At 67.4% G+C, this 13,344-nt stretch carries 14 protein-coding genes; 9 read left to right on the forward strand and 5 right to left on the reverse strand.

The annotated features are described in order from the left end of the window. Positions 1–18: 18 nt before the first annotated feature. The 4 genes from CupriaWKF_RS24940 to CupriaWKF_RS24955 all read right to left on the reverse strand — a co-directional run bounded on the left by CupriaWKF_RS24940 (position 19) and on the right by CupriaWKF_RS24955 (position 2,743). Positions 19–366, reverse strand: a complete 348-nt coding sequence (locus CupriaWKF_RS24940) for a 2Fe-2S iron-sulfur cluster binding domain-containing protein (RefSeq protein WP_276103198.1) — start codon at positions 364–366, stop codon at positions 19–21. Between the two features lie 47 nt (positions 367–413). Then, positions 414–731: a ferredoxin gene (locus CupriaWKF_RS24945; RefSeq protein WP_276101119.1), complete on the reverse strand. Its 318-nt coding sequence runs from the start codon at positions 729–731 to the stop codon at positions 414–416. A gap of 1 nt (position 732) precedes the next feature. Further along, positions 733–1,107, reverse strand: a complete 375-nt coding sequence (locus CupriaWKF_RS24950; protein WP_276101120.1) for a 2Fe-2S iron-sulfur cluster-binding protein — start codon at positions 1,105–1,107, stop codon at positions 733–735. 97 nt (positions 1,108–1,204) lie between these two features. Beyond that, a complete protein-coding gene (locus CupriaWKF_RS24955; protein WP_276101121.1) occupies positions 1,205–2,743 on the reverse strand; it encodes a hypothetical protein in 1,539 nt (512 codons plus the stop codon). Positions 2,744–3,100: 357 nt separating this feature from the next. Here CupriaWKF_RS24955 and CupriaWKF_RS24960 point away from each other — a divergent pair, with 357 nt between their 5' ends. The 9 genes from CupriaWKF_RS24960 (at position 3,101) to CupriaWKF_RS25000 (ending at position 12,330) form a co-directional block, all read left to right on the forward strand. Beyond that, positions 3,101–4,033 carry an ornithine cyclodeaminase family protein gene (locus CupriaWKF_RS24960; protein ID WP_276101122.1) on the forward strand — a complete coding sequence of 311 codons (933 nt, stop codon included), beginning with the start codon at positions 3,101–3,103 and terminating at the stop codon, positions 4,031–4,033. Positions 4,034–4,209: 176 nt separating this feature from the next. Further along, positions 4,210–4,941 (forward strand): iron-containing redox enzyme family protein, encoded by a 732-nt coding sequence (locus CupriaWKF_RS24965; protein ID WP_276101123.1) that lies wholly within the window; start codon positions 4,210–4,212, stop codon positions 4,939–4,941. 26 nt (positions 4,942–4,967) lie between these two features. Next, positions 4,968–6,413: an aldehyde dehydrogenase family protein gene (locus tag CupriaWKF_RS24970; RefSeq protein ID WP_276101124.1), complete on the forward strand. Its 1,446-nt coding sequence runs from the start codon at positions 4,968–4,970 to the stop codon at positions 6,411–6,413. 27 nt (positions 6,414–6,440) lie between these two features. Next, positions 6,441–6,920 carry a heme-binding protein gene (locus tag CupriaWKF_RS24975; protein ID WP_013953475.1) on the forward strand — a complete coding sequence of 160 codons (480 nt, stop codon included), beginning with the start codon at positions 6,441–6,443 and terminating at the stop codon, positions 6,918–6,920. A gap of 31 nt (positions 6,921–6,951) precedes the next feature. Next, complete coding sequence (locus CupriaWKF_RS24980; protein ID WP_276101125.1) at positions 6,952–7,950, forward strand: 2Fe-2S iron-sulfur cluster-binding protein; 999 nt, start codon at positions 6,952–6,954, stop codon at positions 7,948–7,950. 76 nt (positions 7,951–8,026) lie between these two features. Then, positions 8,027–8,749, forward strand: coding sequence for a GntR family transcriptional regulator (locus CupriaWKF_RS24985; RefSeq protein WP_276101126.1), 723 nt, complete (start codon positions 8,027–8,029; stop codon positions 8,747–8,749). A 308-nt stretch (positions 8,750–9,057) separates the two neighbouring features. After that, positions 9,058–9,234, forward strand: a complete 177-nt coding sequence (locus tag CupriaWKF_RS24990) for a hypothetical protein (RefSeq protein ID WP_276101127.1) — start codon at positions 9,058–9,060, stop codon at positions 9,232–9,234. Positions 9,235–9,501: 267 nt separating this feature from the next. Continuing rightward, positions 9,502–10,998 (forward strand): amidase, encoded by a 1,497-nt coding sequence (locus tag CupriaWKF_RS24995; protein WP_276101128.1) that lies wholly within the window; start codon positions 9,502–9,504, stop codon positions 10,996–10,998. A gap of 30 nt (positions 10,999–11,028) precedes the next feature. Further along, a complete protein-coding gene (locus tag CupriaWKF_RS25000; protein ID WP_276101129.1) occupies positions 11,029–12,330 on the forward strand; it encodes an MFS transporter in 1,302 nt (433 codons plus the stop codon). A 222-nt stretch (positions 12,331–12,552) separates the two neighbouring features. On the opposite strand, the gene phnE is transcribed toward CupriaWKF_RS25000, so the two are convergent. Beyond that, a complete protein-coding gene (gene phnE / locus CupriaWKF_RS25005; protein ID WP_276101130.1) occupies positions 12,553–13,341 on the reverse strand; it encodes a phosphonate ABC transporter, permease protein PhnE in 789 nt (262 codons plus the stop codon). Positions 13,342–13,344 lie beyond the last annotated feature (3 nt).

Consider the following 13,344-nt stretch of genomic DNA (forward strand, 5'->3'; position numbering starts at 1 on the left):
TTCGACTCTCGCTTGCGCTCAGAGGCTCGTCGAGCACTCGCTCTGCGGGGTGGCGATGTTCGCCGCGCCGCGCGCGGCTTCGCGCGGCTGCCACGACACGGCGATATCGCCGCGGATAAAGGTCTGGCAGGCCAGCCGGAAGCCACCGGCCAGTTCCTCCTCGGTCAGCAGCTTCTTTTCCTTTGGCTTGACTGTGTCCGTATGCTCGCGGCCCGCTTCGATGCGGCACTTGCAGGTGCCGCAGAGTCCGCCGCCACACTTGAAGGGAATGCCGCCCTGTTCTCGCAGGGACACGCGCAGCAGGTTGCTGTCGGGCGGTGCACTGACCGTCTTGCCCTGGTTGGTGAGGAAGGTGATCTGGATCATGGCGATGAATGGTTGCGCGGCAAATGACGGGGTGATCAGGACAGTCATCAGGACAGTCCGCTCACGGCGACGGGCGTCGGCACCAGCGTGATGTCCATGGTGCCGAAGCGGGCCAGCTCGCGCAGCGCGGCGCGGGCGGCCTCCAGCGTGGCGTATTTGTCGAGGAATTTGGTCGACACCAGGTTGACGATGCCGGGCGGCGTTTCCTCCAGTACGCGCACCTTGGTGTCGGCGGCGAGTTCGGCAATGACGAAGCGCGCCGTGCGCTTGCCGTAGAAGACATAGTCGTACGCCTCCACCGCCGTCATGCCATCGGTGGGCTCGGTGCGAAACTGGCCGGGGCGGCTCGTGAGCAGGACGAACATGTCAGGCGTCCACGCTGTCGGTGGCCAGGGCGGCCACCGTGGTCACAGCCACGGTGCCGGCGGCAACCGGTGCAGGTGCCGGCAGATCGTCCTGGGCCAGCTCGATGTCGTGCTCGATCCAGAGCTGGCAGGCAAGCCGGTAGCCCTGTTCGAGCCGCTCGCCGAGTTGCTTCTTTTCCTTCCAGTTTGGCGGCGGCAGGTGCTCTGCTCCGGCAATCACGCGGCAGGCGCACTTGGAGCACTTGCCCATGCCGCACTCGTAGCGCAGGTTGGGGTAGGGGAACTGGCGGATGCCCGCGCGGACGACCAGGTTGGTCTGCGGCTTGACCTCGTCGGTGAAGGTCTGGCCCTGCTTGTGGAAGGTGACAGTCGGCATAGGTCGGATCGTGCTGGCCGGATGCCGCCGCGAGGGCGGCGTCCGGACGGATTCAGAAACGTTGGGGAGTTTTGCTGGGCGGTGCTGCCTCGGTCCTCTACGACCACAGCAGCATCGCGGCCACCGTCGAGCAGGCCAATCCGATCAGGACCGGCATCAGCAGCGCGCGCACCGCTTCGAGCACCGGCACCCGGGCAAAGCCGGCCACCGCGATCAGCGACGACCAGGCCACCAGCGTGCCGCCGCCGGTCCACACGGCGCCCATCTGGCCGACCGCCGCCAGCGTGGCAGGATCGAAGCCGACCACCGGGCCGAGCGCGCCGGCCAGCGTGCCGGTCAGCGGCAGGCCTGCAAAGCCCGAGCCGTCGATGCCGGTGATCATGCCGACCAGCAGCACGCCGAACGCGACCAGCACGTGGTTGTCGGGGATGGTGTGCTGGTAGGCCTGGATCAGTTCGAACAGCAGGCTCGGCGCCTTGCCCGGCGGCAGGCCGAGGATCTGCGCAGCGGTCTCGCCGGCACCGACGAAGAAGAAGCCCGCGATCGGCAGTACCGAGCCCATTGCCTTGAAGGCGAAGACAAAGCCGTCGGTGATGTGCTCCGGGCAGACGTCGAGCATGCGGCGCGGGCCTTCCGCGGCCAGCGTCGCCAGCATCATCAGCACGGCGGCGACGCCGCCGACCAGCGCGGCCGCGTCGCCGCCCTTGAGGTCCTGCACGCCGGTGCCGAGCTTCGGCATCACCATGATGGCGACCACCGCGAGGAAGGCGATGGGCGTCACGATCGCGAAGCACTTCGACCACTTCACGCGGCGTCGGGCCACCATCGACAGGCTGGCCTCGATGTTGCTGTCGGTGGCCAGCGGCTCGGCATGGGCCGTGCCGCGTGCAATCTCTGCCTTGTCAAAGGTGCCGCCGCCCTCGGCCGCCATCGCGGTACCGCCGGCGCGTGCCTGCCAGCGGTCGAGCAGGGCGCCGCTGGCCGGCACGATGTGCTTGCGCATCGACAGATAGCCCAGGCACAGCGCGATGCAGCCGGTGATGATCGACAGCGCCAGCGCGCGGTCGGCCACCACGGCGGCGCTTACCGCCGCACCGGCGGCCTTGGCGCTGATGCCGGGCGCCACCCCGATCACATAGTCCGACGACAGCGCCATGCCCTGGCCGGCGATGGCGATGGCCATCGCCCCCGCCAGCGGCGGCAGCCCCGCTGCGATGGCCGCGGGCAGCAGGATGGCCGACACCAGCGGCACGGCTGGCGTCGGCCAGAAGAACAGCGAGATGACATAGGTGATGCCCGCCAGGATGAAGAAGGCCGAATGGCCGTTCTTCATCACCATGCGGAAGGGCTCCACCATGCGGATGTCCGAGCGCAGCGTCTTGAGCGCATTCAGCAGCGCCGTCATGAATGCGATCACCAGGAAGATATTGAACAGCTCCCTGGCGGCAACCAGGCTGGCGGAGAACACCCCCGCCAACGCCGAGACCGTGCTACCAGTCAGGGCAAAGACGACGAGGGCGGTGCCCACGATGGATGGCACGACGACATTGGCGCGCAGGATCATCGTCAGCACGATGACCGCGACCCCTGCCAGATAAATCCAGTGCGCTGCACCGATCACGACTTGTTGTGACATGAAAACTCCCTGGGGCGAGGGGTTGTGGGGGCGGTTCCCGTCAGAGCAGGAAGCACGTTGGTATACTATATTCCGAGCAGTCGATGCGCCAAGCAGATTTTCATCAGGATTTACGCGAACTCCGACATAGTGCATGTTGCCTTGGTGCCGCACAGTTGTTGGGATTGTGGCTTTTCAGGCGCTCTCACGATGGTGCATGGATCGTCAGTGTGATTTGCTGCGGTATCGCGGGATATGTAGACTGTATACCGATTATTGGGCGGGGTCTCCCAAGTTTCAGCATGAGACGTGCCTGGAACCGCGAACCGCCCTTCCGCTTCTCTTTGACGACTTCTCCAACCCACCAGCGGAGTTCCCATGCAGCACATCACAGACGCGTTGATCGACGCCCACGTCAGCCCTGAAGACGCCCGGCAAGTCATGGAAGTGGCCTTCGCCAGCTTCGGCCGGGGCGACGCGGCGATGCAGGAGCGTATCCGCACCGAGGCGGGCGGCGTCAAGCTGTCCACGCTGGGCGCGGTGATCCCGCAGCAGGGCGTGGCGGGTGCCAAGGTCTACACGACGATCAACGGCCAGTTCTCGTTTGTCATCCTGATCTTCTCGACGGAGGACGGCAGGCCGCTCGCCTCGTTCGATGCCGGCGCCATCACGCGCCTGCGCACGGCGGCGTGCACCACGCTCGCGGCGCAGCGGCTCGCGCGGCCGGGGGCGCGCACGCTGGCGCTGTTCGGCGCCGGCACGCAGGGGGCGCAGCACGCGCGCCAGCTTAGCGCGACGCTGGGGCTGGAGCGCATCCTGGTGTGGGATCCGTATGCCGACGCCGGCATGCCCGCGCGGCTGTCGGCGCAATGCGGCATCCCGGTCGTGCTGGCCGAGCCGGATGACGCCGTGGCGCAGGCCGACATCGTCGTCACGGCCTCGCGCTCGACCACGCCGCTGTTCGCCGGCGCTTCGCTGCGGCCGGGTGCGTTCGTAGCCGCCATCGGCTCCAGCCTGCCGCATACGCGCGAGCTGGACGACACCGCGCTGCACCGCGCCGCGGCCGTGGTGGTCGAGTGGCGTCCGCAATCGACCCGCGAGGCCGGCGACATCGTGCTGGCCGATCCCCTCGCGCTGCCGGCGGAAAAGATCGTCGAACTGGGCGACGTCGTGCTCGGCAAGGTGTCGCCGCGCAAGCGGGACGACGACATCGTCATCTACAAGTCAGTCGGCGTTGGTCTGGAGGACGTGGCGCTGGCGGGCTTCGCGTGGTCGCGCATTGCCGGCGCGGCCGGGCTTCGCGCCGCCTGAGGCCCTCACCAGGCCTTGCGCCGGGTAAACCCGGGCGTGATGAGTCAACAAAGCGCTTGCCGTCTGCGTCTCTCTGTATATAGTATACAACAATGCAATCGTGATCGATCTACTAGCGATCCAGGCATCCCGACCCACTCCGAATCGCCCCACATCCGCCAACAGGAGCCCCCGTCATGGCCGAACTGATGAACCGCGAAGTATTCCGAGCCGCCCTTGAAGAAGCCATCAAGGGCAAGAGCGCCAACAAGGCGCCGTTCAGCGTGGCCTGGGCCAGCGGCAAGCTGAGCCGCGCCCACCTCGCACGCTGGGCCGAGAACCACTATCACTATGTCGGTCCGTTCGCGGATTACCTCGGCTACATCTATGCACGCACGCCTGACCGGTATACCGAAGCCAAGGACTTCCTGCTCGCCAATATGTACGAGGAGGAAATCGGCGGCGACCGCCACACCGATCTGCTGATCCGCTTCGCCGAAGCCTGCGGCACCACCCGCGAGCGCGTGATCGACCCGGACAATATGTCGCCGACCACGCGCGGCCTGCAGAGCTGGTGCTACGCGGTGGCCATGCGCGAAGACCCGATCGTGGCGGTGGCCGGGCTGGTGGTCGGGCTGGAATCGCAGGTGCCGTCGATCTACCGCAAGCAGACCCCGACGCTGCGCGACAAGTACCAGTTCACCGACGAGGAGGTCGAGTTCTTCGACCTGCATATCGTCTCGGACGAGATCCATGGCGAGCGCGGCTACCAGATCGTGCTCGAGCACGCCAACACGCCCGAGCTGCAGCAGCGCTGCCTGAAGATCTGCGAGATCGGCGCGCAGATGCGGCTGCTGTACACGACCGCGCTCTACCACGACTACGTCGAGAAAGAGCTGCCGCTGCCCGAACTCGAGATGGCCGCCTGAGCCGCGCCGCGCAAACCGGACCGACGATGAACGTATTCCTCAACCATATCGACGGTGAATGGACGGCCTGCCAGTCGGGCCGGACCTTCGACAATGTCAACCCGGCCGACACCGGCGACCTCGTGGGCCGTTTCCAGGCGTCGTCGGCGGTGGATGCGCAGGCGGCCGTCGCAGCGGCGGCGGCCGCGTTCGCCGGCTGGAAGAAGACCCCGGTCGGCAAGCGCGCCGCGGTCCTCAACCGCGCTGCCGACCACCTCGAAGCCAACGCCGACAGCATCGCGGCCGAGCTGACCCGCGAAGAGGGCAAGGCCCTGGCGCTGGCCCGCGACGAAGTCCTGCGCTCGGCCCAGACGCTGCGCTTCTACGCCGTGGAAGGGCAGACCTTTACCGGCGAAGTGTTCCCCAACGACGACCCGGACCAGCTCGTCTACAGCCAGCGCGAGCCGCTGGGCGTGGTGACGGTGATCGCACCGTGGAACTTCCCGGTGTCGATCCCGGCCCGCAAGATTGCCCCGGCGCTGGTGACCGGCAATACGGTGGTGTTCAAGCCATCGTCCGAGGCGCCGCTGTCGGGCTACCGCCTGGCCGAGGCGCTGATCAAGGCGGGGCTGCCCAAGGGCGTGCTGAACTTCATCACGGGCAGCGCGGCCGAGATCGGCGCGGGCATCACCGAGGCGCCGCCCGTGCGGGCGATCTCGTTCACCGGCTCGTCGCGCGCCGGCGAGCAGATTCACCGCGCGGTGCCGATGACCACCCGCACCCAGATGGAACTGGGCGGCAAGAACCCGCTGATCGTGATGGAGGATGCGGACTTCGACCGCGCTGTCGACCTGACCATCAAGGGCGGTTTCTCGCTGTCCGGGCAGGCTTGCACCGGTACCAGCCGCGTGCTGGTGGCGCAGTCCGTCAAGGCCGCATACACCGAGCGGCTGCTGGCGAAGGTGGCCACGCTCAAGGTCGGCAGCGGCATGACGGCCGGGATGGACCTGGGGCCGCTGGCCTCGCAGAAGCAGCTCGAAACCGTGCTGCGCTACATCGAGATCGGCAAGTCCGAGGCAACGTTGCTGTGCGGCGGCGAGCGGCTGACGGGGGGCGACTTCGACAAGGGCTTCTACGTGGCGCCGACCGTGTTCACGGACGTGACGCAGCAGATGCGGATCGCGCGCGAGGAGATCTTCGGGCCGGTGATCGCCATCCTCGGCTTCACGGATTACGCGGATGCGATCGCCATGGCGAACGACACCGAGTATGGCCTGGCGGCGGCGATCGTCACCAGCAACCCGCGCTACATCCACCACTTCGCCACGGACATCGAGGCGGGCACGGTCAAGGTCAACCGCACCACCACCGGGAACCTCGTCAACGCGCCGTTCGGCGGTCTGAAGCGGTCGAGCACGTCGACCTTCCGCGAGTCGGGCCGCACCGGGCTGGAGTTCTATACGCAGATCAAGACGGTCTACCGGGGCGCCTGAGTCCCACCGTCGCAAGGAGTCACGGACATGAAGAAAGCCATCAAGCTGGAACTGCGCGAAGCGCGCCACATGGTCGCCGCGGCCATCCGCCGCTCGGAGGAAATCGGCGTGCTGGAGTCGATCTGCGTGGTCGACGAAGGCGGCTATCCGCTCGCGCTGGAGCGCATGGACGGCGCCCGCATCACCGGGCCGCAGATCGCCTGGAACAAGGCGTTTACGGCCGCCGGTCACAAGCGTTCCACCCACCTGTTCACCACGCCGCCCAACGGGCCGGCGCTGCCGGGCAACGAGGCGTTCGGCATCCAGTGGAGCTTCGAAGGCAAGTTCGCCGCGTTCGTGGGTGGCTTCCCGATCGTGGTCAATGACGAGGTGATCGGCGGCATCGGGCTGTCGGGCGGCAACGGCGAGCAGGACACGCAGGCCGGGCTGGCGGCGCTGCAGGCGCTGGCCGAACTGCTGGCGCCGCAGGACCTGAAGGTGCTGGTGCAGGCCGATATCAAGAAGTAACGGCACAAAGTAAGGGCACAATGGAGGTTCCATGTCGTACCGCATCCAGATCGCCGAGACGCAGCAGGTCTTCTTTGTCGAACGCGGCGAGACGCTGCTGCAGGCCGCGGGGCGCGCGAGCATCGCGCTGCCGCACGACTGCCAGCTCGGCGGCTGCGGTACCTGCCGCATCCGCCTGCTCGACGGGCAGGTGCGGTACGAAGAGGAGCCGTTCGGCCTGGCGCCGGACGAGGCCGCCGCCGGCTACGCGCTGGCTTGCCAGGCACAGCCGCAGGGCGACCTGGTCATCAGCACCGCGCGCGAGGATGAGGCGTGCGCCGAGCCGGCCCGGCACCGCGCGGTGGTGCGGGCCGTGCGGCCCTTGTCGGCGGACGTGCTGCATGTCGAACTGGAGTTGCCGGAGGCTGGCGCGCTCGACTATCGCCCGGGCCAGTACCTGAAGCTGGTGGCCGGCGACGGGCTGGCGCGCAGCTTCTCGATGGCCTCGGTGCCAAGTGCGGGGCGCGTCGATCTGCACGTGCGCCGGATCCCGGGCGGCACCTTCACGGATGGCGTCCTGCCGCGGCTGAAGGCGGGCGACGGCATCGACGTCGAACTGCCGCTCGGCAACTTCTTCTACCGGGCCAAGGACTACCGGCCCTTGCTGATGGTGGCCACGGGCACCGGGCTGGCGCCGATCAAGGCGATCCTCGAATCGCTGATGGACGATCCCGACTGCCCGCCCGTGTCGCTGTACTGGGGCATGCGCCAGCCTGAAGACCTGTACCTGCATGCCGATATCCCGGCGTGGGGAGAGCGGCTATACGATTTCCAGTACGTGCCGGTGCTATCGCGTGCGGGGGATAGCTGGCAGGGGCGGCGCGGCTACGTGCACGACGTGGCGCTGGCCGACCTGGGCGATCTCAGCGAGCATGCCATCTACCTGTGCGGGTCGCCGAACATGATCCGTGACGCCCGCGCCGCATTCATCGCGCACGGGGCCAGTCCGGACCACCTCTACGCGGACAGCTTCACCTTCCAGCACGATTGATAAGACAATCCGGTATACCGCCGGAGGCGTGGTATACAATGGCGGCCAGACCGTCAGCCTTCGCTTCCGCCGACCCATGGCCAATACATTGCCCACTGCCTCGACTGCTCCGACTGCCGAGCCGCTCAGCCTCGGTGCCAGCCATTCGCCGCTGTTCGCCCTTGTCACCGACAAGCTGCGCGAAGGCATCCTGAATGGCCAATACGCGCCGGGCGAGCGGCTGGTGGAAAACAAGCTGTCGGCCGAGCTGGGTGTGTCGCGCATTCCGGTGCGCGAGGCGCTGCGCGCCCTCGCCAGCGAAGGCCTGGTGCTGATCGAGCCGCGCCGCGGCGCGTCGGTGGCCAGCCTGTCACCGGTGATCGCACGCGAGATGGTGGAGGTACGCGCCACGCTGGAGGGCCTTAACGCCAAGCTGGCCGCACAGCGCCGCGACCCGGCGCTGATCGCCGAGCTGGAGGCGGTGTTGCGCCAGGGCATGGACGCTGCCGCGCAGGGGCGTGCGGATGAGTTGCTTGCGCTCAACAGCCGCTTCCATGAGGTGCTTGGCACCATTGCTGCCAATAGCGTCCTGCAGGAAATGATGCGCTCGCTGCGCGAGCGTACCGCAGTGCTGTTCGGACCCGCGAACGTGGTGCGCGCGCGGCAGAACTGGGACGAGCATGCCCAGATTTTGCAGGCGGTGATTGCGGGCGATGCCGATCTTGCCGCCTTGCTGGCGGCGCGGCATGTCTACAGTGCGGCCAAGGCGGCGGAGCTGCCGGTCGACGGGCCGGGGGGCGCGCAGGTTCAGGCGGCCTGAAGGCGGATGACGGCTGGTTGGTCTGCTGTTGCTCCCGCCAAGCACGACAACTCCATCCTCACCCATCCCCCCGCATTCCCAAAAGCTCGGATTGACGGCTCACGTTGAGGCCTTCCGCCGCTTTTCCCAGCCGGTCCAAGTTCAAGCGATCCGATCTATATTGGAATCAGCGTCTGCGTCCCGACAGGGCGCAGCATGCTCCAGTGCAGTCATTGCATGCCCAGCAACAGTGCATTGCGCCCCACTCGATGGCGCACCGCACCAATTCTGTGTATACTGTAGTCAATCTGATTCCATTGGGATTTACCATGAAGTCGCCCGAGCAACGTTATCTCTCGCAACCCGTTGGCCAGCAACTGCTGCGCTATTACGCGGCGCGCGACGCCGTACGGCATGCGACGCCGCTGCTGCCATTGCGCCTGCGCGATATCGGCCGGTTCTTCCGTGCGCTGACTGGCCACACGCCGCGCCGCCATCACTGCTGACCCGGTCGTCCGAGCGGATCGACCAGCTGCCGCGGTCCTGCGGCAAGCTAATGCCTCCCTGGCAGGTGTTCTATCTGCCACCTTCCTCCACCGAAAGCCTCTTCCTTTCCGATGGCACGCCGCGCCAGCATAATGGCTCGTCCAGAATCGTCTTGCCGTTCGCGCAAGACTGAATATAGTATACCGAAGCACATCGCAGTCCTCCCATAAGTCTCTCCCAACGCCCCACCGTGCACTGCCGGCACGGACAATGACAAAGGAGTCGACGTGAACCTGCCCGACCGGAGCACAGCCGGCCTTGCGCCGTTGTGGAAGATGGCGCAATGGCTGGCCGCCGGCGAAATATCGGCGGTGGAACTGGTGGAGGCTTGCGAGGCTGCCCAGCATGCGTGGCATGGCGTGATCAACGCGCTCGTGCTGTCGGACTTCGGGGCCGCCCGTGCCGCCGCGCTGGAAAGCGACAAGCGCCGTCGGGCGGGACAGGCACGCGGGGTCCTGGACGGCGTGCCGTTCTCGATCAAGGAATCGTTCGACGTGGCCGGCTGGCCGACCACCTGCGGCAACCCGGCCCTGCGCGGCCACGTGGCCCCGCGCGATGCCGTGGTGGTGCAGCGTCTGCGCGAGGCTGGCGCCATCCTGCTCGGCAAGACCAACGTACCGCTCGGCCTGCGCGACTGGCAGAGCTACAACGAGATCTATGGCACCACGCACAACCCGCACGACCCGACGCGTACCCCAGGCGGTTCGTCCGGCGGGAGCGCGGCGGCTTTGTGCGCCGGTTTGGCGGCGTTCGACGTGGGTTCGGATATCGGCTCCTCGCTGCGCAACCCGGCCCACTACTGCGGCATCTTTTCGCTCAAGCCGAGTCATGGGCTGGTACCGCTGGCCGGCCACGGCACCGGCCCGGCGCGCTTCGGCGAGCAGGACATCAACGTGGCCGGCCCGATGGCACGCAGCGCGCGCGACCTCGAACCCGTATTGCGCGCCATCGCCGGCCCGCATGGCGACGCTGCGCTGGCCTATCGCCTCGAACTGCCCGCATGCCCACACCGCCGGCTGGCCGATTTTCGCATTGCCGTACTGCCCACCCATCCACAGGCCGAGGCCGATGGCGAGGTCGCCGCGCAGATCGAGCAGCTTGGCCACAGGCTGGCGCGGCAGGGCGCGCGCGTGGGCTGGCACGCCCGGCCGGACTTCGACGCCGCCGAACTGTGGCACGTCTACGTGACGCTGCTGCGCGCGACCACCGCAGTCCACATGGACGACACGGCCTATGCCGAGGCGCTTCGCCGTGCCGCCCATATCTCAGCGGACGATGTTTCCTACGCCGCGCTGCAGTACACCGGCGCGACGCTGAGCCATCGCGACTGGCTGCGCCTGCAGGCTGCGCGCGAACGTTTCGCGGCCGCGTGGCGCAACTTCTTCACCGACCATGACGTGCTGCTGTGCCCGGCCGCGACCACGACCGCGTTCGCGCTGAACGAAGCGGGCGAGCCATGGACGCGTACGCTCACCGTCAACGGCCATGCGCAGCCGATGACCACGCAGCTGTTCTGGGCCGGCCATTCCGGACTGTGCGGGCTGCCTTCCGTGGTGGCCCCGATCGGGCCGGGGCCGGGCGGCTTGCCGGTCGGCGTGCAGATCGTCGCCGGCCGCTACCAGGATCTCACCGCACTGCGTTTCGCCACCCTGCTCGAAGAGGCGGGCTACGCTTTCCGGCCACCGCCGCGGCCGTCCATGCAGCCGGCGGACCCCCACCACTAAGCCAGACACACACCATCACAGGGAGGGAGCATGTTTGACTGGTTCCGCGATTTGTCGCGCATGGAGCGCAAGGGCTTCTATGGCGCGTTCCTCGGGCATGCGGTCGACGTGTTCGACTTCATGATCTATTCCTTTCTCATCTCCACGCTGCTGGGGCAGTGGGGCATGAGCAAGTCGACTGCCGGCGCCATCGTCACGTGGACGCTGGTGTCGTCGCTGGTGGGCGCCATCGGGGCGGGCATCCTGGCCGACCGCTATGGCCGCGTGCGAGTGTTGCGCTGGACCATCATCGTGTTCGCTTTCGCCTGCTTCCTGTGCGGGCTGGCGCAGTCGCCGGAGCAACTGATGGCGTTCCGCATGATCCAGGGCCTGGGCTTCGGCGGCGAATCGTCGCTGTGCATGGTGCTGGTGACGGAGATGATCCGCAATCCGGTGCACCGCGGCAAATACTCGGGCTTCACCGCCAGCAGCTATTCCTTCGGCTGGGGGGCGGCGGCCATCGTCTATGCGCTCGCCTTCAGCGTGCTGCCGGCAGAGACGGCCTGGCGCGTCTGTTTCTTTATCGGCATCCTGCCGGCACTGGTCGTGATCTACCTGCGCCGCAACCTCGAGGAACCGGAGATCTTCCTGAAGAGCCGCGCGGCGGGCCGGCGGGGGACGGCACTGGCTGGGCTGGGGCGGCTGTTCCGCGGCCCGCTGCTGTCCAGGACCCTGCTGTGCAGCCTGCTCTCCGGCGGGATGCTGGGCGCATACTATGCCATTGCCACATGGCTGCCGACGTTCCTCAAGACCGAGCGCGGCTTGTCGGTGTTCGGCACCAGTTCCTACCTGGCGGTGACGATCGTCGGATCACTGATCGGCTATGTGGCGGGCGCCTACGCCACCGACCGCTGGGGCCGCCGCCTGACCTACATCGCGTTCGCGGCGGGGGCCTTCGTGGCCGCGCTGGTCTACATGGTGATCCCGGTGTCGAATACCTCGATGCTGTTCCTCGGATTCCCGCTGGGGATCCTGATGCAGGGCGTGTTCGCGGGCATCGGCGCGACGATCTCGGAGTCGTTTCCCAACGATATCCGCGCGACGGGATACGGGGTGTCCTACAACGCCGGCCGCGTGATCGGCTCGCTGTTCCCGCTATCGGTCGGGTGGCTGAGTTCGGGACGCTCGTCGCTGCCGATCGCGATCGCCATTGTCGCCGGGGTTGGCTACGCGATGGTCGTGATGGCGGCGATGCTGTTGCCCGAGACCACCGGGATGGATCTCGGGCAGGCCGGCGGCGGCGAGGAGCAGGGCGCCGCGCCGCTGGCGCAAACCGCGGGGACGGTGGCCTGAAGCCGTTCGTGCGACGGTCGCGGCGGGCGCGGTGCGGGCGGCCTGCCGCGGTCACTCGGGATTCTTTTTAGGTTCTTCGGTGGATTGCGGGAATGGGAGGGTTGGGGTTGGTTGGGTTATCGTCCTTGGCAGGCGCCGCTGTTTCGCTGGCTAAGCCGGCGAAACAGCGGCGCCTGCTAAGCACGCCAACCCCCAGCAGCCGCAAGCGTTGCCGGTGCCTCGTCACGAATGCCGGTCCGCCCTCAAGATCGCGCTGGCCGTGTCGACCACTGCCGCTAGCGCAAGCATGGCGACAATTACCGTGCACGCCTGGGGCAGATGGAACAGGGAAAGCTCGAAATACAGCATCTGCCCAAGCCCGCCGGCGCCGACAAAGCCAAGTATCGCCGCCGCGCGGATGTTCATTTCCCAGCGGTACAGGATGTAGGCGAGGAACTGGGGCCAGGCGCAGGGCAGCGTCCCATACACAAAGACCAGCGCGGCGGGGGCGCCCTTTTCCGTCAGCGCGCGGGCCGGTGCGCGCGGCGCATTCTCCAGCGCCTCGGCGAACAGGCGGCCGAGCACGCCCGTGGTATGGAGCGCCAGGGCGAGGGTGCCGGCAAATGGACCCAGGCCAACCGCGAGGACGGTCAGGGCAGCCCATACCAGCTCGGGAACCGAGCGCAACAGGTTCAGCAGCAAGCGCGACAACGTCCGCAGGGCATCGCCGTAGAGCCCGCAAGCCGGCAGTGCCACGCCAAAACCCAGCACCGCCGCGCACAACGTACCCACGGCGGAAACCGCGAGCGTTTCGAGCATGCTGCCAGCGGTTCTGGCCAGAAAAGCTGGCGACAGCTCCGGCGGGAAGAACGCCAGCAGGAAGTGCGCCATTCCGCTTGCGGCGTCCGCGGAGAAGAGCTGGCTGAGATCGAGCGAGAGGTACGCGAAGCTGCCCGACACCGCCGCGGCCAGCGCGATCAGGGTGAGCAGGCAGCGCATGCAGAATTGGGCGGCCCTGGTCTTGTGCGCCATGAT

Origin of the sequence: Cupriavidus sp. WKF15, assembly GCF_029278605.1 — a bacterium.
In the GTDB taxonomy this organism is placed as follows: domain Bacteria; phylum Pseudomonadota; class Gammaproteobacteria; order Burkholderiales; family Burkholderiaceae; genus Cupriavidus.

Bases quoted from the DNA above. Each gene is read 5' to 3' on its own strand.
- CupriaWKF_RS24970 (WP_276101124.1), top strand. From the start codon at position 4,968: ATGAACGTATTCCTCAACCATATCGACGGTGAATGGACGGCCTGCCAG.
- CupriaWKF_RS24975 (WP_013953475.1), top strand. From the start codon at position 6,441: ATGAAGAAAGCCATCAAGCTGGAACTGCGCGAAGCGCGCCACATGGTC.
- phnE (WP_276101130.1), bottom strand. From the start codon at position 13,341: ATGGCGCACAAGACCAGGGCCGCCCAATTCTGCATGCGCTGCCTGCTC.
- CupriaWKF_RS24940 (WP_276103198.1), bottom strand. From the start codon at position 366: ATGATCCAGATCACCTTCCTCACCAACCAGGGCAAGACGGTCAGTGCA.
- CupriaWKF_RS24950 (WP_276101120.1), bottom strand. From the start codon at position 1,107: ATGCCGACTGTCACCTTCCACAAGCAGGGCCAGACCTTCACCGACGAG.
- CupriaWKF_RS24960 (WP_276101122.1), top strand. From the start codon at position 3,101: ATGCAGCACATCACAGACGCGTTGATCGACGCCCACGTCAGCCCTGAA.
- CupriaWKF_RS24985 (WP_276101126.1), top strand. From the start codon at position 8,027: ATGGCCAATACATTGCCCACTGCCTCGACTGCTCCGACTGCCGAGCCG.
- CupriaWKF_RS25000 (WP_276101129.1), top strand. From the start codon at position 11,029: ATGTTTGACTGGTTCCGCGATTTGTCGCGCATGGAGCGCAAGGGCTTC.
- CupriaWKF_RS24980 (WP_276101125.1), top strand. From the start codon at position 6,952: ATGTCGTACCGCATCCAGATCGCCGAGACGCAGCAGGTCTTCTTTGTC.
- CupriaWKF_RS24965 (WP_276101123.1), top strand. From the start codon at position 4,210: ATGGCCGAACTGATGAACCGCGAAGTATTCCGAGCCGCCCTTGAAGAA.
- CupriaWKF_RS24945 (WP_276101119.1), bottom strand. From the start codon at position 731: ATGTTCGTCCTGCTCACGAGCCGCCCCGGCCAGTTTCGCACCGAGCCC.
- CupriaWKF_RS24990 (WP_276101127.1), top strand. From the start codon at position 9,058: ATGAAGTCGCCCGAGCAACGTTATCTCTCGCAACCCGTTGGCCAGCAA.
- CupriaWKF_RS24955 (WP_276101121.1), bottom strand. From the start codon at position 2,743: ATGTCACAACAAGTCGTGATCGGTGCAGCGCACTGGATTTATCTGGCA.